This window comes from Paraburkholderia sabiae (genome assembly GCF_030412785.1).
Lineage (GTDB): Bacteria > Pseudomonadota > Gammaproteobacteria > Burkholderiales > Burkholderiaceae > Paraburkholderia > Paraburkholderia sabiae.
Map to the genome: position 1 here is coordinate 6,342,549 of NZ_CP125295.1, position 21,106 is coordinate 6,363,654.

22 protein-coding genes are annotated in these 21,106 nt (G+C 64.0%); 9 read left to right on the forward strand and 13 right to left on the reverse strand.

From position 1 onward, the window contains the following. Positions 1-17: 17 nt before the first annotated feature. The 4 genes from glmU to QEN71_RS28605 all read right to left on the reverse strand — a co-directional run bounded on the left by glmU (position 18) and on the right by QEN71_RS28605 (position 3,816). A complete protein-coding gene (glmU, locus tag QEN71_RS28590; RefSeq protein WP_201648953.1) occupies positions 18-1,379 on the reverse strand; it encodes a bifunctional UDP-N-acetylglucosamine diphosphorylase/glucosamine-1-phosphate N-acetyltransferase GlmU in 1,362 nt (453 codons plus the stop codon). A 131-nt stretch (positions 1,380-1,510) separates the two neighbouring features. Beyond that, complete coding sequence (ttcA, locus tag QEN71_RS28595; RefSeq protein WP_201648952.1) at positions 1,511-2,539, reverse strand: tRNA 2-thiocytidine(32) synthetase TtcA; 1,029 nt, start codon at positions 2,537-2,539, stop codon at positions 1,511-1,513. Between the two features lie 3 nt (positions 2,540-2,542). Then, complete coding sequence (locus tag QEN71_RS28600; protein WP_201648951.1) at positions 2,543-2,935, reverse strand: dihydroneopterin aldolase; 393 nt, start codon at positions 2,933-2,935, stop codon at positions 2,543-2,545. Positions 2,936-2,985: 50 nt separating this feature from the next. Beyond that, a complete protein-coding gene (locus QEN71_RS28605; RefSeq protein ID WP_201648950.1) occupies positions 2,986-3,816 on the reverse strand; it encodes an SDR family oxidoreductase in 831 nt (276 codons plus the stop codon). Positions 3,817-3,829: 13 nt separating this feature from the next. Here QEN71_RS28605 and QEN71_RS28610 point away from each other — a divergent pair, with 13 nt between their 5' ends. Both QEN71_RS28610 and QEN71_RS28615 read left to right on the forward strand, forming a co-directional pair. Further along, positions 3,830-5,023, forward strand: coding sequence for a class I SAM-dependent methyltransferase (locus QEN71_RS28610; protein WP_201648949.1), 1,194 nt, complete (start codon positions 3,830-3,832; stop codon positions 5,021-5,023). 15 nt (positions 5,024-5,038) lie between these two features. Then, a complete protein-coding gene (locus tag QEN71_RS28615; protein ID WP_012402247.1) occupies positions 5,039-5,233 on the forward strand; it encodes a DUF2905 domain-containing protein in 195 nt (64 codons plus the stop codon). A 15-nt stretch (positions 5,234-5,248) separates the two neighbouring features. Here QEN71_RS28615 and QEN71_RS28620 read toward each other — a convergent pair whose 3' ends face one another. The 4 genes from QEN71_RS28620 to QEN71_RS28635 form a co-directional block, all read right to left on the reverse strand. After that, positions 5,249-6,508: a multifunctional CCA addition/repair protein gene (locus tag QEN71_RS28620; protein ID WP_201648948.1), complete on the reverse strand. Its 1,260-nt coding sequence runs from the start codon at positions 6,506-6,508 to the stop codon at positions 5,249-5,251. Continuing rightward, positions 6,505-7,152: a glutathione S-transferase family protein gene (locus QEN71_RS28625; RefSeq protein WP_201648947.1), complete on the reverse strand. Its 648-nt coding sequence runs from the start codon at positions 7,150-7,152 to the stop codon at positions 6,505-6,507. Before QEN71_RS28625 ends, QEN71_RS28620 begins: the two co-directional genes overlap by 4 nt. A 33-nt stretch (positions 7,153-7,185) precedes the next feature. Next, positions 7,186-8,142: a complex I NDUFA9 subunit family protein gene (locus QEN71_RS28630; protein ID WP_201648946.1), complete on the reverse strand. Its 957-nt coding sequence runs from the start codon at positions 8,140-8,142 to the stop codon at positions 7,186-7,188. 95 nt (positions 8,143-8,237) lie between these two features. Then, positions 8,238-10,211: a lytic transglycosylase domain-containing protein gene (locus tag QEN71_RS28635; RefSeq protein WP_201648945.1), complete on the reverse strand. Its 1,974-nt coding sequence runs from the start codon at positions 10,209-10,211 to the stop codon at positions 8,238-8,240. 31 nt (positions 10,212-10,242) lie between these two features. Between QEN71_RS28635 and QEN71_RS28640 the strand changes: the two genes are divergently transcribed. Then, entirely contained in the window at positions 10,243-10,848 is a 606-nt protein-coding gene (locus QEN71_RS28640; protein WP_201649007.1) for a 5-formyltetrahydrofolate cyclo-ligase, read from the forward strand. Between the two features lie 156 nt (positions 10,849-11,004). On the opposite strand, the gene QEN71_RS28645 is transcribed toward QEN71_RS28640, so the two are convergent. Beyond that, a complete protein-coding gene (locus QEN71_RS28645; protein ID WP_201648944.1) occupies positions 11,005-11,517 on the reverse strand; it encodes a winged helix DNA-binding protein in 513 nt (170 codons plus the stop codon). 200 nt (positions 11,518-11,717) lie between these two features. On the opposite strand from QEN71_RS28645, the gene pxpB reads away from it, so the two are divergent. From pxpB to QEN71_RS28675, 6 genes are all read left to right on the forward strand, one after another. Further along, the gene (gene pxpB / locus QEN71_RS28650; RefSeq protein ID WP_201648943.1) at positions 11,718-12,371 is read left to right on the forward strand and encodes a 5-oxoprolinase subunit PxpB; all 654 of its coding nucleotides are present in this window, start codon (positions 11,718-11,720) and stop codon (positions 12,369-12,371) included. Further along, a complete protein-coding gene (locus tag QEN71_RS28655) occupies positions 12,368-13,420 on the forward strand; it encodes a 5-oxoprolinase subunit C family protein (RefSeq protein ID WP_201648942.1) in 1,053 nt (350 codons plus the stop codon). Before pxpB ends, QEN71_RS28655 begins: the two co-directional genes overlap by 4 nt. Before the next feature lie 16 nt (positions 13,421-13,436). Next, positions 13,437-14,189, forward strand: coding sequence for a 5-oxoprolinase subunit PxpA (gene pxpA / locus QEN71_RS28660; RefSeq protein ID WP_201648941.1), 753 nt, complete (start codon positions 13,437-13,439; stop codon positions 14,187-14,189). 265 nt (positions 14,190-14,454) lie between these two features. Further along, complete coding sequence (locus tag QEN71_RS28665; RefSeq protein WP_201648940.1) at positions 14,455-15,210, forward strand: DUF969 domain-containing protein; 756 nt, start codon at positions 14,455-14,457, stop codon at positions 15,208-15,210. Continuing rightward, positions 15,207-16,163, forward strand: a complete 957-nt coding sequence (locus QEN71_RS28670; protein ID WP_201648939.1) for a DUF979 domain-containing protein — start codon at positions 15,207-15,209, stop codon at positions 16,161-16,163. The genes QEN71_RS28665 and QEN71_RS28670 overlap by 4 nt, the downstream gene beginning before the upstream one ends. Positions 16,164-16,377: 214 nt before the next feature. Continuing rightward, positions 16,378-16,980 carry a tetratricopeptide repeat protein gene (locus QEN71_RS28675; RefSeq protein ID WP_201648938.1) on the forward strand — a complete coding sequence of 201 codons (603 nt, stop codon included), beginning with the start codon at positions 16,378-16,380 and terminating at the stop codon, positions 16,978-16,980. Here QEN71_RS28675 and QEN71_RS28680 read toward each other — a convergent pair. Genes QEN71_RS28680 through QEN71_RS28695 form a run of 4 tightly spaced genes read right to left on the reverse strand, consistent with a single transcriptional unit; the run spans position 16,974 to position 21,105 of the window. Continuing rightward, positions 16,974-18,167 (reverse strand): TraB/GumN family protein, encoded by a 1,194-nt coding sequence (locus QEN71_RS28680; protein ID WP_201648937.1) that lies wholly within the window; start codon positions 18,165-18,167, stop codon positions 16,974-16,976. The genes QEN71_RS28675 and QEN71_RS28680 overlap by 7 nt on opposite strands. After that, positions 18,160-19,185 carry a peptide ABC transporter ATP-binding protein gene (locus tag QEN71_RS28685; RefSeq protein WP_201648936.1) on the reverse strand — a complete coding sequence of 342 codons (1,026 nt, stop codon included), beginning with the start codon at positions 19,183-19,185 and terminating at the stop codon, positions 18,160-18,162. Before QEN71_RS28685 ends, QEN71_RS28680 begins: the two co-directional genes overlap by 8 nt. Further along, on the reverse strand, positions 19,182-20,186 hold the full coding sequence (locus tag QEN71_RS28690; protein ID WP_201648935.1) for an ABC transporter ATP-binding protein: 1,005 nt from the start codon (positions 20,184-20,186) through the stop codon (positions 19,182-19,184). Before QEN71_RS28690 ends, QEN71_RS28685 begins: the two co-directional genes overlap by 4 nt. Before the next feature lies 1 nt (position 20,187). Then, positions 20,188-21,105, reverse strand: coding sequence for an ABC transporter permease subunit (locus tag QEN71_RS28695; protein ID WP_201648934.1), 918 nt, complete (start codon positions 21,103-21,105; stop codon positions 20,188-20,190). Position 21,106 lies beyond the last annotated feature (1 nt).

Below are 21,106 nucleotides of genomic sequence, written 5' to 3' on the forward strand. Positions count from 1 at the left end.
CGCGCGCGCGTTTCCCTTCAGCTTTTCTTTTTCGTCGGGCGCACGTAGCCCGTCTTGCCAATCTGGCTTTTTTCGTTGAGCACCAGCAGGCCTTCTTCGACATCTTTCCAGACCGTCGTGCCCGCCGCGATCGTCACGCCGCGGCCGACGCGCACGGGCGCCACCAGTTGCGTATCCGAGCCGACGAACACGTCGTCTTCGATCACCGTGCGGAATTTGTTCGCGCCGTCATAGTTGCAGGTGATCGTGCCCGCGCCGATGTTCACGCGCGCGCCGACGTCCGAATCGCCGATATACGACAGGTGATTCGCCTTCGAGCCATGACCGAGCACCGCGTTCTTCACTTCGACGAAGTTGCCGATATGCGTTTCGTCCGCGAGCGTCGCGCCGGGGCGCAGACGCGCGTACGGACCGAGCACGGCCTGCGCGCCGATCTGCGCGCCTTCGATATGCGTGTACGCATCGATGCGCGTGCCCGCGCCGATCGACGCGTTGCGGATCACGCAGTTCGGTCCGATCGACACGTTGTCGGCCAGCGTCACCTTGCCTTCGAACACGCAGTTCACGTCGATCGACACGTCGCGGCCGCATTCGAGCGTGCCGCGCACGTCGATGCGCGCCGGATCGGCGATCGTCACGCCCGCGACGAGCAGTTCGTCCGCGACGTTGCGCTGATGAATGCGTTCGAGTTCGGCGAGCTGCTGCTTGCTGTTCACGCCGAGCGTTTCCCACTCTTCGTCCGGCTGCGCGGTGACAACTTCGATGCCCGCTTCGATCGCCAGTTCGACGACGTCGGTGAGATAGAACTCGCCCTGCGCGTTGTCGTTCTTCAGCGACGACAGCCATGCGTCCAGACGCTTCGTCGGCATCACGACGATGCCCGTGTTGATCTCGGCGATCTTCAGCTGGTCGGGCGTCGCGTCCTTCTGTTCGACGATGCGCTCGACCTTGTCCTGCGCATCGCGCACGATGCGGCCGTAGCCCGTCGGGTCGTCGAGCGTCACGGTCAGCACGCCGTAGCCGTCGTGGCCCGCCGCGTCGGTCAGACGCTTGAGCGTGCTGGCCTTCGTGAGCGGCACGTCGCCGTACAGCACGAGCGTAGGCGCCGACGGATCGAGCAGCGGCAAGGCCTGCTGCACCGCGTGGCCCGTGCCGAGCTGCTGTTCCTGCACCGCGAATTGCACATCGGGCGCGGCGACAGCCGTGCGTACCTGTTCCGCGCCGTGACCGACCACGACGACGAGTCGCGACGGATTCAGCGTGCGGGCAGTATCGATGACATGAGCGAGAAGCGGCCGACCGGCCAGGGGATGAAGCACCTTGGGCAATGCCGAACGCATGCGCTTGCCGGTGCCTGCCGCCAGGATCACGATGTTCATGACGTGGGCGTATTTGACGAGTTTGGAGTGGGCGATTCTAGCACGCTGAATGTGACTGCAACGTGGCCCATCAACTCGATTTCGCCCCGCAAATGCCTGTTTTAAAAGGCTTTGCGGGGCACTGCGAAGTGTCAGATATCGTCGAACTGGACGAAGGAAACCGTTTGCGAACCCCGCTGCGTCTCGTTCGATGCGGAATCGGTGGAACACGGTTCTTCGTCGAAAGCGATATCGCCTTGCGGATCGGCTTCGCCTGTTGCGCGCAGCGACGCGAACGGAAACAGCTTGTGATCCATCAGATGCGACGGCACGACGTTGGTCAACGCATTGAACATGTTCTCGACGCGGCCCGGGAAACGCTTGTCCCATTCGCGGATCAGCGCCTTCATTTCCGCGCGTTTCAGATTCGGCTGGCTGCCGCACAGATTGCACGGGATGATCGGGAATTGACGCAGTTCCGCGTATTTCTCCAGATCCGTCTCCTTCACGTACGCGAGCGGACGGATCACGACGTTCTTGCCGTCGTCGGATTGCAGCTTGGGCGGCATGCCCTTCAGCTTGCCGCCATAGAACAGGTTCAGCAGCAGCGTCTGCAGGATGTCGTCGCGATGATGGCCGAGCGCGATCTTGGTCGCGCCGAGTTCGCCCGCCACGCGGTACAGAATGCCGCGGCGCAAGCGCGAGCACAGCGAGCACGTGGTCTTGCCCTCGGGCACGAGGCGCTTGACGATGCTGTACGTATCCTGATTCTCGATGTGAAACGGAATGTCGAGCTTGCTCAGATACTCGGGCAGCACGTGTTCGGGGAAGCCCGGCTGCTTCTGGTCGAGATTCACGGCGACGATGTCGAAGTGGATCGGCGCGCGCTCGCGCAGGCGCATCAGCACGTCGAGCATCGCGTAACTGTCCTTGCCGCCCGACAGGCACACCATCACCTTGTCGCCTTCCTCGATCATGTTGAAGTCGCCGATCGCCTGGCCGACCTGGCGCGCGAGGCGCTTGAACAGCTTGTTGTTCTCGTACTGTTCTTTCTGCTCGCGGCGCGTGTGCGCGCGCTTGCGCTCGGCTTCGGTGGCGGGCGCGTCGGTAACAGGCGCGTCAGCGACGGGCGCGTTCGCGGTATCGGCCTCAAGGCCCGTCAGGGTTTCGGGAGCGTTCATCGCTCAGTCCTCTTTGATACGGAAGACTTCGACGCCCACGGCATCGCAGTCGGGATAAACATCGGGCTTTTCCGTCGACAGAAGCACGGCGCGCACTTGCGGATGCGTGAGCAACGCGGTCGCGAGGTCGTCGCAGAGCGTTTCCTGCAGATGAATATGCCCCTGGTTCACGCGCTTCGCGATCGTCGAGCGCATGAAGTCGTAATCGACGACTTCGCGCAGCTTGTCTTCGACGGGCGTCGATTGCGCGAGCGGCACGAACAGTTCGACATTGATCACCACGCGCTGCTCGCCGCGCTTTTCGAAATCATGCACGCCGATGTTGATGTGCACCTCGTAGTTGCGCAGAAAGAGCCGGCGGCAATCAGCAAGCCGGGGATGAAGCAAGGCGGACATGTTCGTTCCAGTACAAAAGTTGCTGCGTAAGTTGCAGTTGGGCGCGCCGTCTAGCGGTCGGCGCCCGTCAAAAACATCACATCGCGTGGCAGCGGCACGAGATGCTGGCCGCCGTCGACAACCAGCGTCGTGCCCGTCACGCCGCGCGCATCCGCGAGATACAGCGCCGCCGCGACGAGATCCTCGACGCGCGACGCACGGCCAAGCGGCGTCACCTTGTGCGCGCTCTCGAAGGCGGCCGCCGTCTGATCGCCGGATTGCAGCGTCAGACCGGGCGCGAGACCGACGACCCGGACCTTCGGCGCGAGCGCCTGTGCGAGCGCGACGGTCGCCGTGCCGAGCGCGGCCTTCGACAGCGTGTACGACAGGTAATCCGGGTTCATGTTGTACAGCTTCTGGTCCAGCACGTTGATCACCGAAGTGCGCAGCGCTTCGTCGTGCCGCGCCTCTTCCGGCGTGACGTCGTGCAGCATCCGCGCGAGCACGAGCGGCGCACCGAGGTTGATCGACGTCATGTGCAGCAGCTTCGTGTAGCTGACGTCGAGCGCGGTGTCCTCGTCGAACAGCGACGCGTTGTTCACGATGCAAGACGGACGCCCGAGCGCCGCCGTGCAATCGGGCACGAGCCGCTCGACTTCCGCCTCGACGGACAGGTCCGCCTTCAGCGCGACGGCCCGCCGCCCCAACGCGGCGATTTCCGCGACCACGCCGTCGGCCTGTTCCTTCGACGAGCCGTAGTGCACTGCCACGTTCCAGCCCGCCGCGGCGAACCCGACGGCCAGCCCACGGCCGATCCGGTGCGCGGCGCCCGTGACGAGCACGGTGCGGGCGGGCCGGTCAGGCTGGGCGCGGGCGGCGGAAGTATCGTTCGAGACGGTCATTTACAATGCGGGGATGAATCCGAAAGCTCACCAACCCGATAGTTTACCTGCTCCCGGCCCGACCGCGCTCGCGCAGTCGGAAGCGCTGGTTTCGCGGATTCGCGCGGAGATCGACGCAAACGGCGGCTGGATGCCGTTCGATCGCTACATGGAGCGCGCGTTGTACGCGCCGGGGCTGGGCTATTACAGCGGCGGCTCGGTCAAATTCGGGCGTCGCGCCGAGGACGGAAGCGACTTCGTGACGGCGCCCGAACTGTCGCCGCTATTTGCCGAAACGCTCGCGCGGCCCATCGCGCAGGCGCTCGAAGCGAGCGGCACACGTCACGTGATGGAATTCGGCGCGGGCACGGGCAAGCTGGCGTCCGGCTTGCTCAATGCGCTGTTCGAACTCGACGCGCCGTTCGACACCTACTCGATCGTCGATCTGTCGGGCGAATTGCGCGAGCGTCAGCGTGACACCATCGAGGCGCATGCGCCCGCGCTCGCCGCCCGCGTGCGCTGGCTCGACGCGTTGCCGGAACAGTTCGAAGGGGTCGTGGTCGGCAACGAAGTGCTCGACGCGATGCCCGTGCGGCTCTTCGCGCGTAGCGGCGGAACGTGGCACGAGCGCGGCGTTTCGGCGCTGGACGGCGCGCTGCGCTTCGAAGACCGCCCTGTTCAATCAACGCACGATGCCGCTTTTCTGCGCGATCTGGAAATAGAAGGCGACGAGGATTACGTGACGGAAACGCACGAAGCCGCGCTCGCCTTCACGCGCACCGTCTGCACGATGCTGACGCGCGGCGCGGTGTTTCTGATCGATTACGGCTTTCCGCGTCACGAGTACTACCACGCGCAACGCGCGCAGGGCACGCTGATGTGCCACTACCGGCATCGCGCGCACGGCGATCCGTTTCTCTATCCGGGCTTGCAGGACATCACCGCGCACGTCGAATTCACGGGCATCGCCGAAGCGGGTGTCGACACGGGCGCGGATCTGCTCGGCTATACGTCGCAGGCGCGCTTTCTGATGAACGCGGGCATCACGGATGCGCTGAGCACCATCGATCCGTCCGACATCCCCAACTTCCTGCCCGCCGCGAACGCGGTCCAGAAGCTGCTGTCGGAAGCGGAGATGGGCGAGCTGTTCAAGGTGATCGCGTTTTCGCGCGGTATCGACGATACGCTCGATGCCTTCGCGCGCGGCGACCGCACGCACACGCTCTGAATCGAGGCCGACACGATGATCCGCTGGCTGCTGACTACCTTCATCGCGGTGGCCGTGCTGTCGTCGTGCTGGCCGTGGCTGCGCAAGCTGGGAATCGGCAGATTGCCGGGCGACGTCACGTTGCGGCTGTTCGGAAAGGAATACCCGTTTCCGTTCATGTCGACGCTGGTGCTGTCGATGCTGCTGTCGCTGATCGCCCGGCTGCTCTGAGTCTTCGCTTCGGAATCAGTTGTCTTCCGACTCCGACGGCGCCTCGCCCAACGCCTTCGCGACCGCACGCACGCGCTCGCGATGCACGGCGTCCTTGATCTTCGCCGGATTGTTTTCGTACGACTTCGCGATCGCGCCCGCATCGACGGCGCGCGCCGCGACGAGCGCCTGACGCAGACGCTCCGCCTGCGGATACGCGTTCGCTTCGAAGCCAAGCCGGCCCCGCGCGTCGGCTTCGCAGGCCTGAAGCGCTTCGGCGAAACGCGCGGGCTTGCGCAGCGCGTCGCAACGCTCGAACAGCCGCACGATGCCCGCCGCCTTAGTCTCCGTCACGCGATGAATATTGCCGTGCTCGCGCGCCACCAGCACCGCGAGATCGCGGCATTCGTTCGGCACGCGCAGACGTTCGCACAGCGGCTTGAGCAGATCGACGCTGCGCCCTTCATGGCCGATGTGACGCGGCAATACATCTTCGGGCGTGGTCGCCTTGCCAAGATCGTGTGTGAGCGCCGCGAAGCGAACGGCCAGTGCATAGTTCTGCGCGGCAGCGTGATCGACGACCATCATCACGTGCACGCCCGTGTCCACTTCCGGGTGATAGTCGGCGCGTTGCGGCACGCCGTACAGCGCGTCGATCTCCGGCAGAATCCGCGCGAGCGCGCCGCAGTCGCGCAGCACGTCGAACATCCGCGACGGCTTCTTCTCCATCAGGCCGCGCGACACTTCCTGCCACACGCGTTCGGGCACGAGCGCGTCCACTTCACCCGCTGCGACCATCTTCTGCATCAGCGCGAGCGTGTCGGGCGCGACGGTGAAATCGGTAAAGCGCGCCGAGAAGCGCGCGACGCGCAGAATCCGCACCGGGTCTTCCAGAAACGCGTCGCTGACATGCCGGAAAATGCGATGCTTCAGATCTTCCTGACCGTTGAACGGATCGATCACGGGTCCGATCAGCTTTCCGTCCGGCGTGACTTCACGCGCCATCGCGTTGACAGTCAGATCGCGGCGCGCGAGGTCTTCTTCGAGCGTCACATCGGGCGCATAGAAAAACTGGAAGCCGTGATAACCGGCCGACGTCTTGCGCTCGGTACGCGCGAGCGCGTATTCCTCGTGCGTGTCGGGATGCAGGAAAACGGGAAAGTCCTTGCCGACAGGACGAAAGCCCTGCGCGATCATCTGCTCGGGCGTCGCGCCGACCACCACGTAATCGCGATCCTGCACGGCCATGCCGAGCAGTTCGTCGCGGATCGCACCGCCTACAGCGTAGATATTCATTCGCAAACGTCGTATTTGGCGATGTCGTGCCCTTCGCGCAACGAATCGCTGATCCATGCGGCGACGGCCGGATGCTCGGTCACACGGCGCGCGTACGCGGCCGCCGTTTCCGACAGCTTCGGCTGCCAAGTGTTGAAGCGCATCACGACGGGCGCGAACATCGCGTCGGCAATCGTGAAGTCGTCGAACAGGAACGGACCGCCGTATGTGTAGAGACATTCGCTCCAGATTGCATCGATGCGCGCGATGTCGGCGAGCGCGCCGGGCGTCGCACCCTTGCCAGGAAACGACGCGCGGATGTTCATCCACATGTTCGAGCGCAGATCGCCGAAACCCGAATGCATCTCGGCGCTGATGCTGCGCGCACGGCCACGCGCGACAGCATCGCGCGGCCACATCGCGTGCTCGGGAAAACGTTCGGCGAGCGTCTCGCAGATCGCGAGCGAATCCCACACGGTGACGCCGTCGTCCGTCAGCAGGCTCGGCACTTTGCCCGAAGGCGAATGCGCGAGAATCGACGCTTTCGACTGCTCTTCGAACAGCAGAATCACGATCTCTTCGAACGCGATGCCGAAGTGCTTGAGCACGAGCCACGGCCGCATCGACCACGACGAATAGTTTTTGTCACCGATAACGAGTTTCATTGCTTCGCAAGTAAGTGGGTGAAACGGGACAGTTTAACGGCCCGCGCTCGCGCGGAACGCGTTGAAGCGCGAGCGGAACGACGAGCCCGTCAGATACACGGGCGCGATCGTTTCGATGCTCGCGGGTTCGATATCGAGTTCAGGCGCGAGCGGCGCGCTCAGCACGGCGTCGATTTTCATCGAATCGAGATTGTCGCGCGACAAGACCGGTTCGCCGGGCGCGAGTTCGAACGACAGCGCCTGCAACCGCGCCAGCGCATCGGGCAGACGCATGATGCGCGCGTGCTTGCCGATCACCTCGCCGCAATAGTCGACGAGCGCTTCGAGCGTATAGACGGAGGGACCGCCGAGTTCATACGTGCGGCCCGTCGATGCATCCAGGTCGAGCACATTGACGATTGCCTTCGCGACATCGCCGACAAAGATCGGCTGAAAGCGCGCATCGGCTTTCGCCAGCGGAATCACCGGGAACATGCGCTGCAGGAACGCGAATTTGTTGAGGAACTGGTCCTCGGGACCGAACACGACGGAAGGACGAAAGATCGTCGACGCCAACATCGACGATGCGTGAATCGCGCGCTCGCCATCGCCCTTCGAACGCAAATACATGCTCGGCCCGCGCGGATCGGCGCCGATCGCGCTGATATGGATCAGCCGGTGCACGCCCTTGCCTTCGCAAGCGGAGACGATCTTGGTCGGCAGTTCGACGTGCGCTTTCGCGAATTCCGGTCCGTACGGATCGCCGCGATGCCCATGCAACACGCCGACCAGATTGACGACGGCATCCGCGCCTTCGACGAAACGCGCGAGCTGAATGGGATCGAACACATCGGTTTCGACCACATCGATGGGAAGCAGCGTGAGATGCCGCGCGTTATAGCGGCGACGGGTGGCGAGGCGCACCGTCTTGCCGAGTTCGACGAGCGCGTTGACGAGATGACTTCCGATAAAGCCGGAACCGCCGACGATTGCGATGGTTTGATGTCGCATTTTTCGACTCCCTGATGGAAGCCGCGGCAACGGCTGAAGTTCGAATGCCGCCGTTCGCGTGACGTGTGATCACGCGGCGGCGGCATGGCGCATCGTTACTGCAACGGCTGGATATAACCCAGACGCGCCTTCAGCGATTGCGGACGGCCTTCGAACAACGCCGCATAGTAGACCGTGTTGGACAGCACGTTCTTCACGTAGTCGCGCGTTTCCTGGAACGGAATCGCTTCCGCGAAAATCGCGCCTTCGACACCGCGCGGCAACGACGCGCGCCAGTTGCGCGGACGACCCGGACCTGCGTTGTAACCTGCCGTGGCAAGCACCGCCGAGCCGTCGAACTCATTGTAGATCATCGACAGATAGTTCGTGCCGAGCAGGATATTGGTGTTGATGTCGTTCATCTGCGCGCGCGAGATCGTGCCCAGACCGATCTTCTTCGCGACCAGTTGCGCCGTGCCCGGCATCAGCTGCATCAGCCCGCTCGCACCGACTTCCGAGCGCGCGTTCATGATGAAGCGCGACTCCTGACGGATCAGACCATATGCCCATTCGACATCGAGCCCGTTCGACTGCGCATCGCGCTCGACGATATCGCGGAATGGCGACAGGAAGCGCAGCGAGAAATCATGCTCGGTCTTCGTGCGATCAGCCGTGTTCACCGCGCGGTCATACAGTTCGATACGGCGCGCGTATTCGGCGGCGGCGATCAGCTGGCGGTCGGTCATGCTGCGCAGCGGCCAGTTCCATTCGCGGTTGCCTTCCAGCCGCAGATTCAGCTGATAGAACTTCTGAGCAAGCGCAAAGCCCGGCGTGTTGCCCGCCTGCTGCACTTCGGTGTCCGTGACCGTGGTCTTCGGCGGCACGACGATCTTCTGGCCGAGTTCTTCGCCGGCCAGCTGGCCGTAGAAGTTGTACTGCTGCGCGATCGACTCGAATTCCTGATTGGCCGTCGTCACGTCGCCCGCCTGCTTGAGCGCGCGCGCGTGCCAGTACGTCCACGAAGGCTGGCTGCGCAGCGAAGGCGGCATCTGTTCGATCGACCAGCGCACCATCGTCCAGTCGCCGGCGAGCAGCGCGACGCGCGTGCGCCATTCGTAAGCCGGCGTGGACAGCGGCGCGTTCGCCGACAGCCGGTACCAGTCGACGGCGCCCGGCATCTGCTTCGCAGCGGCCTGATACGCGATTGTGCCCCAGCCGATCGCGCGCTCGGGCGAGGTCAGCGAAGGCGCGACGGAGCCGAACGTTGCGGCGGCCATTGCGGGATCGTTGCGGGCCATGCGCGTGATCGCGAGCAGCGCGAGCTGATGCGATTGCGGATCGGCACCGACACCACGCGCGAGCAGCAGCGGCGGCGTGCTTGCTGCCTGATCGAACAGCGTCGGATCGGGACGGTTGTTGCCGAGCGCGTCGACGAGTTTCGCGCCGGTGCTGGTCTGATTCTGTTCGTACGCGAGACGGATCTGCTGCCAGACGTCGTCGGTCGAGAACTGCTGGTTGATCGCGAGCGATGTGATCAGGTCGACACAACCGTCGCCGTAATTGCGCGGATCGACGAGCAGCGCGCGTGCTGCGTCGGTGACGTTCTCACCTTTCGCCGCACGCGATTCGAGCGCGTAGCACTTCACCTGCGTGTCGTCGTTCAGGACGAAGCGCGCATATTGCTGATCGAAGTTGCGCCAGTCGTGACGCGCGCCGAGCACGACGAGGTAGTCGTTGCGCATGCGGTCCGCGATGGCCTGGCCGTCGTAGCGTTGCAGGAACGACAGCACGGGGGCGTCATTCGCGTCGATGCGCGGATGGCCCGAACCGTCGAACAGTTGCGGCTTCAGCTGGAAATATTCCAGATACGAAGGCGCCGGGTAATCCGGAATCATCGCCGCGAGTTGCGCGGCGCGACCAGCGTCGTTGTTGCGCGCTGCCTCGCGCAACTGCACGAAAATCTGGTCGTCGTTAGTGAGTTGGGAAAGCTGGAGCGGCTTGACGGCGGAGGCCGTGCTGCACGCGACGAGTGCCGCCGCGGCGAGCGCCAGACTGGCCGCGCGATATACTCGGAAGAGGCGTTTGGACATCGTTATTTCTAGAGCGTTTCTGGAGCGCGAATTGAACTCAAGCATAGCATGCAACCCCGCGGCGAAATCGAAAAAGGAACTGCGCGCAACACTGCTGGAAGCACGTCTGCATGCGGCTCGCGAGGCAGCGAACAACGATGCGCTGAGCCGTCGCGTGCTGGATGCGTTAACGGTCTATGCGCCCGCAAGTGTAGGGTTGTACTGGCCTTTATCTGGTGAGTTCGATATTCGCGATGCGATAGGCGTGTGGTTATCGGGCGATGTTTTGCGGCGCGCTGCTTTGCCTGTTATCACGGGTCGCGGTGAACCGCTCGAGTTTCATGTCTGGACGCCTGATATGACGATGCAGGTCGGCGAGCATCGGATTCATGAGCCGACTTCCGGTGAGGTCATCGTGCCGGATCTTTTGTTCGTGCCGTGCGTGGGGTTTGATGCTGATGGGTATCGGCTTGGATATGGTGGCGGATACTACGACCGCACTTTATCCCGGTTTCGCGCTGGCGGCGGCAAGGTGCCGGTTACCGTCGGTGTTGCGTATGAAGCGTGTCGTACAGATGCGCTTTTGCGTGAAGCGCATGATATTCCGCTCGATGCTGTGATTACCGATGTTCGGTGGTATCCCGAGCGGGCTTGCTGATTTTTTTCTCGCTGGCATCCGCGGGTTCGTATCGGTTTGCTAGCGTTGCCCCTGTGCGGGGCAACGCATGAAGCACCGATATGAAAACGCGGATGCCAGCAAAACCAAAACCAAAACCAAAAAACCTGAACAGCGACTAGCGTCGCAAACAAACACCTACAAAGAAGCAGCGGCCCGCGCAGCGGTGTCATAAATCCCAGAGGCGTTCCGCATCAGTTGCGCGGCCTCCCCAATCTGCTCATTAGTAAGCCCACTCTCTTTCAAAGTAGCGATGAGGCAACTCTCGCGCACCTCCCGATACTTCATACACAGATCGCGCCCCGCCTGCGTCGCGGAAAAGAACACTTCCTTGCCGGTCTTTTCGCTTTTTACATACCCTCTAGCTACGAGCTTCTTGAGCGCATACGTCGCGACGTGCGTGTCCTCTATGTTCAGCACGAAGCAAATATCGGCAATCTTCTTGCGTCGCTCACGATGACTCACATGATGCAGCAGCGATACCTCAATCGCCGTCATGTCCTTGTCCCCGGCCGCCGCCATGCAACGGACCATCCAGCGGTTGAACGCGTTGCTCGCCATGATCAGTCCATATTCCAGTTCGGACAATTCCGCGCTGAACTCAGAAACAAGATGTTCCGATGAGACGATTTTGGTCGGATGACGCGCCATGATGGTTTTTCTTAGGTAAGCGTGATGGTTGTCCGAAGTGTACGACTTCCATCCGACGCGGGCGAGCCTGGGGACATCGCTTATTGATAAATTGTCGATATTTTATTGAGAATGTACGCTATCGCGAGATTGTGGCCGATCCATCGTCAGATGAGCGTCCTCTTTTCGCACCAACCCAGGAACGATGACTCCAACCCGCGATGACTGAAGCTCGCATCTTCCCGCTCGGCGACACCGCCCTCGTCTGCGAGGCGCCGCCGCCCGCCACGCTCGATTGCCAGCGCCGCGTCTGGTCGGCCGCGCAGGCCGCGCGCGACTGGCCGCACGTGCTCGAAGTCGTGCCCGGCATGAACAACCTGACCGTGATCTTCGACCCGCTCGAAGCCGATCCCGACGATCTGTCGGCAAGGCTCAAGGCCGCCTGGGACGCGGCAAGCGCCGCATCCGCCGAAGGTCGCGAAGTCGAGATTCCCGTGCAGTACGGCGGCGAGTACGGCCCGGATCTGAAGGCAGTCGCCGATCACACCGGCCTTTCCGTGAAGGAAGTCGTCGAACGACATGCGGGCGGCCATTACGTCGTGTTCTTTCTCGGCTTCCAGCCAGGCTTCGCGTACATGGGTGGGCTCGAAGAAGCCCTGCACGCGCCGCGCCGCAGCGAGCCGCGACTCGAAGTGCCCGCGGGCTCGGTCGGCATCGGCGGCGCGCAGACGGGTATCTATCCGGCGACGTCGCCGGGCGGCTGGCAGCTGATCGGCCGCACCGCACAGAAGCTCTTCGATCCGTCGAGCAATCCGCCCACTCTCCTGCAACCGGGCGATCGCGTCCGCTTCACCATCGCGGGGCTGCACGCATGATCGACGTGATACGCGCGGGTCTTCTGACCACGATCCAGGATCTCGGCCGGCATGGCTTCCGGCATCTCGGCGTCGCGATGTGCGGCGCCCTCGACCGGCTGTCGCTCGAAGTCGGCAACCGGCTGGTCGGCAACCGGCCCGACGCCGCCGGACTCGAAATCACCTTCGGTCCGACCGTGCTGCGCTTCCCGCGCGCGACGCGCGTCGCGATCACGGGCACCGACTTCGGCGCGACGCTCGACGGCAAGCCCGTCTATTCGTACTGGAGCCTGCCCGTGAAGGCCGGCCAGGAACTGACGCTGAACGCGGCGAAACGCGGGATGCGCGGCTACGTGTGCATCGCGGGCGGCATCGACGTGCTGCCGATGCTCGGCTCGCGCAGTACCGATCTGCAAGCGGGTTTCGGCGGACTTGGCGGCCGCGCGCTGCGCGACGGCGACCGGCTGCCCATCGCCGCGCCGCGCGCTGGCGTGGGCTCTGGGTTTTCGCCCGACGCGCCCGAGTTCGGCGTGAAAGCGCCCGCGTGGTGCAAGTTCGTGCTGGTCGAGGAACCGGTGCGGCGCGGCCGTCATCCGTCGGGCGTCGCGTGGGCGCCGCCCATTCGCGTACTGACGGGCCCCGAGTACGACAGCTTCACGCCCGACGCGCAGCAAGCCTTCTGGAACGACGAATGGCTCGTCACGCCGAACAGCAACCGCATGGGCTACCGGCTGTCGGGCACGGAACTGAAGCGCACGCACAAGGCGGATCTGCTGTCGCACGCGGTGATGCCCGGCACGATCCAGGTGCCGCCGAACGGCCAGCCGATCATCCTGATGAGCGACGCGCAAACCACGGGCGGCTATCCGAAGATCGGCGCCGTGATTCACGCGGATTTGTGGAAGCTCGCGCAGGTGCGCCTGAACGGCGCGGTGCGCTTCATTCCGACCACGCCCTACGAGGCGCGTCAGGCGTTGATCGAAGAACGCAAATACTTGCGGCAGATCGACGCCGCCATCGGCATGCATGAAGAACGCTGCGCGCGCCTTGCCGCGCCCGCAGCGGTGTAAGACCTAAGAGGACATCATGGAAATCGACTTGAACGCCGATCTCGGCGAAGGATGCGGCTCCGACGAGGCGCTGCTCGATCTCGTCAGCTCGGCGAACATCGCCTGCGGCTGGCATGCGGGCGGACCGAACGCGATGCGCGAATGCGTGCGCTGGGCGGTGCAGAAAGGCGTGTCGATCGGCGCGCATCCGAGCTTCAACGACCCGGAAAACTTCGGCCGCAAGGAAATGGATCTGCCCGCAGGCGAGATCTACGCTGGCGTGCTGTATCAGCTGGGCGCGCTGTCGGCGATCGCGCAGGCGGAAGGCGGCCGGATCGCGCACGTGAAACCGCATGGCGCGCTCTACAACCAGGCCGCGCGCGATCCGCAGATCGCCGATGCGATCGTCTCCGCCGTGCATGACTTCGATCCGTCCGTGGCCGTGTTCGCGCTCGCCAACAGCGGACTGGTGACGGCGGCGCGCAACGTCGGCCTCGTCGCAATCGAGGAAGTGTTCGCCGATCGCGGCTATCGCGCGGACGGTTCGCTCGTGCCGCGCAAGGAGCCGGGCGCGCTGCTCGAAGACGAAGACGAAGTGCTCGCGCGCACGCTGACGATGGTGCGCGAGCAGCGCGTGCAGGCCGTGAGCGGCGAATGGGTGCCGCTCAACGCGCAGACGATCTGCCTGCACGGCGACGGCCCGCATGCGCTCGCGTTCGCGCAGCGCATTCGCAACGCGCTCGAAGCTGCAGGAATCGCTGTGCACGCAGCCAACGCAGCGCGCGTCTGATTCGCGGACCCGCTCAGACAGCAGTCGACGCCCCGCTTTTTGCGGGGCGTTTGCCAAAAGCAACAGCAGGCGTTGCCAATGGCTTTTTGATGCATCACAAGTTCGGCAGTACCCAGCAGCACTGGCAGCACCACAGGGAAGTACACGAGGCGGCCACAGAAGCCGCACGCAACGAGGGCAACCGGGCCGACACGCATCGCCCGGCTTCATTACAGTTCGCCGCCACGAGCGGTGTCCCAATGCAGGACCACCTCTGGAGATCTAGATGCAGTCAACCGTCAACCTATGGCCGCTCATTGGAGTCGCGGTCATCATCGTCGGGTTTGTGTTGCGCTTCAACCCGATGCTGATCGTGGCCGCCGCCGCCGTCATCACCGCCATCGCCGCGCATTTTCCGCCCGACAAGATCCTCGCCGCGATCGGCAGCGGCTTCATCAAGACACGCAACATTCCTCTCATCATCCTGCTGCCGCTCGCGGTGATCGGCCTGCTCGAACGGCACGGGCTGCGCGAGCGCGCGCAGACGTGGATCGCGAGCATCAAGGCCGCGACGGCGGGCCGTCTGCTGATCGTCTATCTGCTCGTGCGCGAGCTGACGGCGGCCGTCGGTCTGACGGGTCTGGGCGGTCATCCGCAGATGGTGCGTCCGCTGATCGCGCCGATGGCGGAAGGCGCGACGGAAACACGCTTCGGCAAGCTCAGCGACGCCGTGCGCTACAAGCTGCGCGCGTTCTCGGCGGCGACCGACAACGTCGGCCTGTTCTTCGGCGAGGACATCTTCGTCGCGTTCGGCGCGATCGTGCTGATGGTCACGTTCCTGAAGGAAGCGGGCATCACCGTCGAGCCGATGCACGTCGCCGTGTGGGGCATTCCGACGGCCATCTGCGCGTTCCTGATTCACGGCTTCCGGCTCTGGCTGCTGGATCGCAGGCTCGAACGTGAATTGCGCGGCAACGCGGGCTCACAGAGCGCAGCCGCTTCGACAATCGGCAACAAGACCGCGACGGGAGACCAGGCATGACACTCACCATCAACTATCTGTTCTGGCTGCTCGGTATCGTGCTGCTGGTGATCGGCGGCATGATCGTCACCGATCGCGACCATCCGCGCCGTTTCACGGCGGGCGGTTTCTGGATCATCTACGCGCTGATCTTCCTGGTCGGCGACAAACTGCCCGTCGAACTGGTCGGCGCGCTCGTCATCGTGATGGCGCTGATCGCGGGCTTCGGCGGCGTAACGGCGGCGAAACCGAAGGTGCTGTCGGAAGCGGCGCGCAAGGCGAGCGCCGAGCGCCTGCGCAACAAGCTCTTCGTCCCCGCGCTGACGATTCCCGTCGTCACGGTGATCATCACGCTGACGGCGAGCCATCTGGTGTTCGGCGGCACGCCGCTGATCGAGCAGAAGAACGTCACGCTGATCGGCTTCGGCATCGGCTGCGTGATCGCGCTGGCGTTCGCCTGCGTGATGACGCGCGACACCGTCGGCCAGTCGATGAAGGAAGCGCGCCGTCTCGTCGATGCGCTGTCGTGGGCCGCCGTCTTGCCGCAGATGCTCGGCATGCTCGGCCTCGTGTTCTCGGACGCGGGCGTAGGCAAGGCGGTCGCGCACGTGACCACCGCCTACATCAGCCTCGACTACCGGTTGATCGCCGTGGCTGTGTACTGCATCGGCATGGCGCTCTTCACGATGGTGATGGGCAACGGCTTCGCGGCCTTCCCGGTGATGACGGGCGGCGTCGGCGTGCCGATCCTCGTCAACGTGTTTCACGGCAACCCGGCGGTGATGGTCGCGATCGGCATGTTCTCCGGCTACTGCGGCACGCTGATGACGCCGATGGCCGCGAACTTCAACATGGTGCCCGCCGCGCTGCTCGAACTGCCCGACAAGAACGCGGTGATCAAGGTGCAGATTCCGACGGCACTGACGCTGCTCGTCGTGAACATCTTCCTGCTCAACTTCCTGATGTTCCTGTAGGGAGTTCGCCTCTGCGGACGGTTCGCGAGAGCCTATTTTCGGGATTCGCGATCCGTCCGTGCGCCGCCTCTCGAAAGGCGTGCGGCGCTTTTTAGGATGCATCTGATAGTTTGGCCGAAGCCCCGGACCTAACCTGTGACTGTCACATCGTTCACAGGGTCCGGCGCTCAGAAGGTCGCGCGCCGGCTCTTTCGAGAGTCTGGAGAGCATCGTCATGCAAGCGCATCCCGCAGCCGCGTCAGTTTCCCCCGCCGTTCACATCGTCCCCGTCACGCTCGCGTTCGCGCTCGAAGCGCATCGCGCGTGCCGTTTCATCGAAGCCGAATCGCTGTATCGCGAAGCACTCGACATCAGCCCCTGCCATCCGCTTGCGCTGCACTGCTTCGGCGTGCTGAAGCATCAGCGCGGCCATCACGCGGAAGCGCTCGACTATATCGACCGCTCGCTCGAACTCGAGCCGGACAGCGCGGAATGCTGGAACGATCGCGGATTCATCGCGGACGCGCTCGGCGACAAGGCGCTGGCCTTGCGTTGCTACCGCGTGTCGCTGGCGCTCGATCCGCATTCACCCGATGCACACAACAACATCGCCGTTGCGCTCGAAGCGCGAGGCGAGGTCGACGAAGCAGTGCATCACTATCGCGAGGCGTTGAAGATCGACCCGACGCTCGCCGACGTGCATCTGAATCTCGGCTCGGCGCTCGACCGCCTGATGCAGTTCGACGACGCTGACGAGCACTATCGCGCGCTGCTGTCGCTGAATGCGCGGACGGTCAATGTCTGTCTGAAGATGAACGGCTTGCAGCCGCGTCAATAAGGCTCGACGACGAAGCCGCGCTGACGCAGGAGTTGCAGCACGCCCTTCTGCCCGCCCAGATGCAGCGCGCCGATCGCGACGAACACGGGCTTGTTCGGCGCGGAAATGGCCAGCATCCGGCTGACGAAGCGCCGGTTGCGATCGAACACGATCTTGTTGTCGACCTGCGCGGAAATGCGCTTGTCGCGCGCAAGTTTCTCCGACTTCGCGGCTTCCCACGCGGCAATCGCATCGGCATCGCCGACACGCCACAAGCGGTGCAAGGTCCGCACGTCGGCGACATTTTCGGCGGGCGTCTGCACGAGATCCTGCGCGAGCATTTCGCGCTGCTGCGCGAGCGACAGACCTGTGAACGCCCGCATCTGTTCAGCCAGCCGCTCCAGTCCCACAACTCTCCCCTTCTGCCGCAAATACACGTTCTGCAGCTGCGCTTCCGTGCCGTATTCGGTTTGCAGACCGGCGGAAAGTGAATCGTAGGTTTCGACCAGCAACGCGGCGAGCCACGGCCGCATCTTGCGGATTTCATCGAGCGCGGCGGGATTGCCGCGCAGACGCGCTTCCAGCTTGTGCCACAACGGCTCGGGCAACAGCTTCGGCAGACATTGGTACGAGCAGACGCCGTACTTCGACACGTCGTCCTGTGAGACCAGCAGATCGTCGGGCGACAGTTCGAGCGCAAGTGTCGGCGACGCGGCCAGCGCACCGAGAATCGGCGCACGGAACGGATGATTCGGCGGATAGTCGTTCGGATCGCCGACGTGCAGCGTGCCGAGCAGATAGATGGTCGTCCTGCCGCGTGTCGCGACATAGAACGGCATGCGCGCCGGTTGCGTGCGCACCGGCCCGCTCGCGGTCGTGCCGCTGGCGTAGGAAGGCGGTGGGTTGAAACCGGGAAGCGTCGCGCGAGGCTGCGACGTATCGCGCGGCACAGGGACGGCCGGGCGGCCGGCCTGATTCGCCTGCGCGGCTTGCACAGGCGTGTTCGCTGCGGCGCCCGCGGCATGCGCCGGGGCGATTACGTCGAATGAAAGCAGTGGACATTGCGCCGCCACGACGAGCAACGCGCCAGCCAACACACGCGCAACCCGCCGATACGAAGACGCAACGCGCGCGCCGCCCGCATGCTTCACATGCAAACGACGCGCGTGACGGCGCGCAGGACCACGCGCCGCCACCCCATCATGCATTCGTGTCTTCTCCCACCTCCTCGGCGCGATGACACGAGACTTGACGACCATCCACTTCACGTAGCTTCGGCTCTTCTTGTCGGCAACGCTCGATAGCATACGGGCAACGCTGATGAAACGTACAGCCCGACGGCGGATTGAGCGGCGACGGCATTTCGCCTTGCAGCTTGATCTGGATGCGGCGATCGGCTTCGAAGATCGACGGCGTCGCCGACATCAGCGCCCGCGTGTACGGATGACGCGGCTTGCTGAAGATGCGCTTCTTGTCGCCGAGTTCGGCAATGCCGCCGAAGTACATCACCATCACGTCGTCCGCAATGTGCTCGACCACCGACAGGTTATGCGAGATGAACACATAGCTCGTCTTGAACTCGTCCTGCAGATCCATGAACAGGTTCAGGATCTGCGCCTGGATCGACACGTCCAGCGCGGAAACGGGTTCGTCGGCGACGACGATCTGCGGATCGAGAATCATCGCGCGCGCAATCGCGACACGCTGACGCTGGCCGCCCGAGAACATATGCGGATAACGCTTCGCGTGTTCGGGACGCAGGCCGACCGTGCGCATCATGTGCGCGATGCGTTCGGTGCGCTCGGTCGCGCTCAGTTGCGTGTTGATCGCGAGCGGCTCGCCGAGCGTCTGCTCGACGGTCTTGCGCGGATTCAGCGACGCAAACGGGTTCTGGAACACCATCTGCACGCGTCGGCGCAGTTGCGCGATCTTCTCGTGGCTTGCGCCCGCCACGTCTTCGCCGTCGATCAGCAGACGGCCAGCCGACGGCGATTCGATCATCGTCAGCTGGCGCGCGAGCGTCGATTTGCCGCAGCCGGATTCGCCGACCACCGCGAGCGTCTTGCCGCGTTCCAGCTGGAACGACACGCCGTTCAGCGCCTTCACGGTGCCGTGGCCGAACATGCCGCGCTTCACGTCGTAGTGACGCGCGAGGTTGTCGGCGACCAGCACGTGATCGCCTGCGGACTTCGTATCGGAGCGCCGCGTTTCGGGTACTGCGTTCATCGTGCGCCTCCGTGTTGAATGGCATCGCGAACCAGGTTCAGCGGCTTGATGCAGCGGACTTGCGCTGCGGCGTCGTGATCGGCCAGCGGCGCGAGCGCGGGCCGCGCCTTGTTGCAGTCGTCGACCACATATTTGCAGCGCGGCGCGAAGAGACACCCTTTCGGACGATCGTCGCGCCCCGGCACCATGCCCGGCAACGCGGACAACCGCACCGCGCCGACGTTGTGCTCGGGAATCGCGGCGAGCAGCGCTTCCGTGTACGGATGATGCGGCGCCTTGAAGATGTCGGGAACGCGGTTCGTTTCGATGACTTCGCCCGCGTACATCACGGCCACGCGCTGCGCGACTTCCGACACGACGGCCAGATCGTGCGAGATCAGCACGAGCGCCATGCCGCGCTCTTTCTGCAACTGCACGAGCAATTGCATGATCTGCGCCTGAATGGTCACGTCGAGCGCCGTGGTCGGCTCGTCGGCGATAAGCAGCTTCGGGTTGCACGCGACAGCCATCGCGATCATCACGCGCTGGTTCATGCCGCCCGACATCTGATGCGGGAACGTGTCGATGCGGTTCTTCGCGTCGGGAATGCCGACCTGGTCGAGCAGTTCGAGCGCGCGCCTGTTCAGCGTGTCGCCGCGCAGACCTTCGTGCAGCTTCAGCACTTCCTTGATCTGATAGCCGACCGTGTAGCTCGGGTTCAGGCTCGTCAGCGCGTCCTGAAACACCATCGCGACATCCTTGCCGATGATCTTGCGGCGCGCTTTCGGCGACGCCTTCAGCAGATCTTTGCCGTCGAAGGTGACTTCGTCGGCGGTGACCTTGCCGGGCGCGTCGATGAGGCCCATCAGCGCCATCATCGTCACGCTCTTGCCCGAGCCCGATTCGCCGACGACGCCGACCACTTCGCCCGGCGCCACGTTCAGATTGATTCGATCCACAGCGGGCAGGCCGCCGAAGTTCACCGCCAGATTGCGGATGGTCAAAAGGTTACCGTTGCTCATGTCAGGCCAGCCGTTTGAGTTTCGGGTCGAGTGCGTCGCGCAGCCCGTCGCCGAGCAGGTTGATCGAGAGCACCGAGATCAGGATGGCGAGACCGGGCATGGTGACGATCCACCATGCGCTGTCGATGTAGTCGCGTGCCGACGCGAGCATCGCGCCCCACTCTGCCGACGGCGGTTGCACGCCGAGGCCGAGGAAGCCGAGCGCGGCGGCATCGAGAATCGCCGACGAAAAGCCGAGCGTGGCCTGCACGATCAACGGCGCCGTGCAGTTCGGCAGCACCTGCGAGAACATCAGGCGAGCCGTGCCGGCGCCCGCGACGCGCGAGGCCATCACGTATTCCTTGTGCAGTTCGCCGAGCGCCGACGCGCGCGTCAGACGCACATAGCCCGGCAACGCGACGATCGCGATAGCGAGCATCGTGTTCACGAGACCCGGACCGATGATGGCGACCACGGCCACTGCGAGCAGCAGCGACGGCAGCGCGAGCAGCACGTCCATGATGCGCATGATCGGCGTGTCGGCCCACTTCTCGAAGAATGCCGCGATCAGACCGAGCACGATGCCGGGAATCAGCGCGAGGATCACCGACACGAAGCCGATCCAGAACGACAGACGCGCGCCGTACATCAGACGCGAGAGGATGTCGCGGCCCGCTTCGTCGGTGCCGAGAATGAACTTCCAGTTGCCGCCGTCGAGCCATGCGGGCGGAATCTTCACGGAATCGCGGTACTGCTCGATCGGGCTGTGCGGCGCGATCAGCGGCGCGAAGATCGCGACGAAGATCAGGGCCAGCACGATGAGGCCCGCCGCGACGGCGCCGCGATTGCGCGAGAAGTTGGACCAGAATTCACGGGCGGCAAGTGCACGGCCGCTGGGCGGCGTGACTGCCTGGGGGACTGTATTTTGAATGTCTGCCACG

Bases quoted from the DNA above. Each gene is read 5' to 3' on its own strand.
- pxpB (WP_201648943.1), top strand. From the start codon at position 11,718: ATGACTGAAGCTCGCATCTTCCCGCTCGGCGACACCGCCCTCGTCTGC.
- QEN71_RS28610 (WP_201648949.1), top strand. From the start codon at position 3,830: ATGAATCCGAAAGCTCACCAACCCGATAGTTTACCTGCTCCCGGCCCG.
- QEN71_RS28645 (WP_201648944.1), bottom strand. From the start codon at position 11,517: ATGGCGCGTCATCCGACCAAAATCGTCTCATCGGAACATCTTGTTTCT.
- QEN71_RS28605 (WP_201648950.1), bottom strand. From the start codon at position 3,816: ATGACCGTCTCGAACGATACTTCCGCCGCCCGCGCCCAGCCTGACCGG.
- QEN71_RS28630 (WP_201648946.1), bottom strand. From the start codon at position 8,142: ATGCGACATCAAACCATCGCAATCGTCGGCGGTTCCGGCTTTATCGGA.
- QEN71_RS28615 (WP_012402247.1), top strand. From the start codon at position 5,039: ATGATCCGCTGGCTGCTGACTACCTTCATCGCGGTGGCCGTGCTGTCG.
- QEN71_RS28625 (WP_201648947.1), bottom strand. From the start codon at position 7,152: ATGAAACTCGTTATCGGTGACAAAAACTATTCGTCGTGGTCGATGCGG.
- QEN71_RS28685 (WP_201648936.1), bottom strand. From the start codon at position 19,185: ATGAACGCAGTACCCGAAACGCGGCGCTCCGATACGAAGTCCGCAGGC.
- pxpA (WP_201648941.1), top strand. From the start codon at position 13,437: ATGGAAATCGACTTGAACGCCGATCTCGGCGAAGGATGCGGCTCCGAC.
- glmU (WP_201648953.1), bottom strand. From the start codon at position 1,379: ATGAACATCGTGATCCTGGCGGCAGGCACCGGCAAGCGCATGCGTTCG.
- ttcA (WP_201648952.1), bottom strand. From the start codon at position 2,539: ATGAACGCTCCCGAAACCCTGACGGGCCTTGAGGCCGATACCGCGAAC.
- QEN71_RS28665 (WP_201648940.1), top strand. From the start codon at position 14,455: ATGCAGTCAACCGTCAACCTATGGCCGCTCATTGGAGTCGCGGTCATC.
- QEN71_RS28675 (WP_201648938.1), top strand. From the start codon at position 16,378: ATGCAAGCGCATCCCGCAGCCGCGTCAGTTTCCCCCGCCGTTCACATC.
- QEN71_RS28690 (WP_201648935.1), bottom strand. From the start codon at position 20,186: ATGAGCAACGGTAACCTTTTGACCATCCGCAATCTGGCGGTGAACTTC.
- QEN71_RS28635 (WP_201648945.1), bottom strand. From the start codon at position 10,211: ATGTCCAAACGCCTCTTCCGAGTATATCGCGCGGCCAGTCTGGCGCTC.
- QEN71_RS28655 (WP_201648942.1), top strand. From the start codon at position 12,368: ATGATCGACGTGATACGCGCGGGTCTTCTGACCACGATCCAGGATCTC.
- QEN71_RS28620 (WP_201648948.1), bottom strand. From the start codon at position 6,508: ATGAATATCTACGCTGTAGGCGGTGCGATCCGCGACGAACTGCTCGGC.
- QEN71_RS28600 (WP_201648951.1), bottom strand. From the start codon at position 2,935: ATGTCCGCCTTGCTTCATCCCCGGCTTGCTGATTGCCGCCGGCTCTTT.
- QEN71_RS28680 (WP_201648937.1), bottom strand. From the start codon at position 18,167: ATGCATGATGGGGTGGCGGCGCGTGGTCCTGCGCGCCGTCACGCGCGT.
- QEN71_RS28670 (WP_201648939.1), top strand. From the start codon at position 15,207: ATGACACTCACCATCAACTATCTGTTCTGGCTGCTCGGTATCGTGCTG.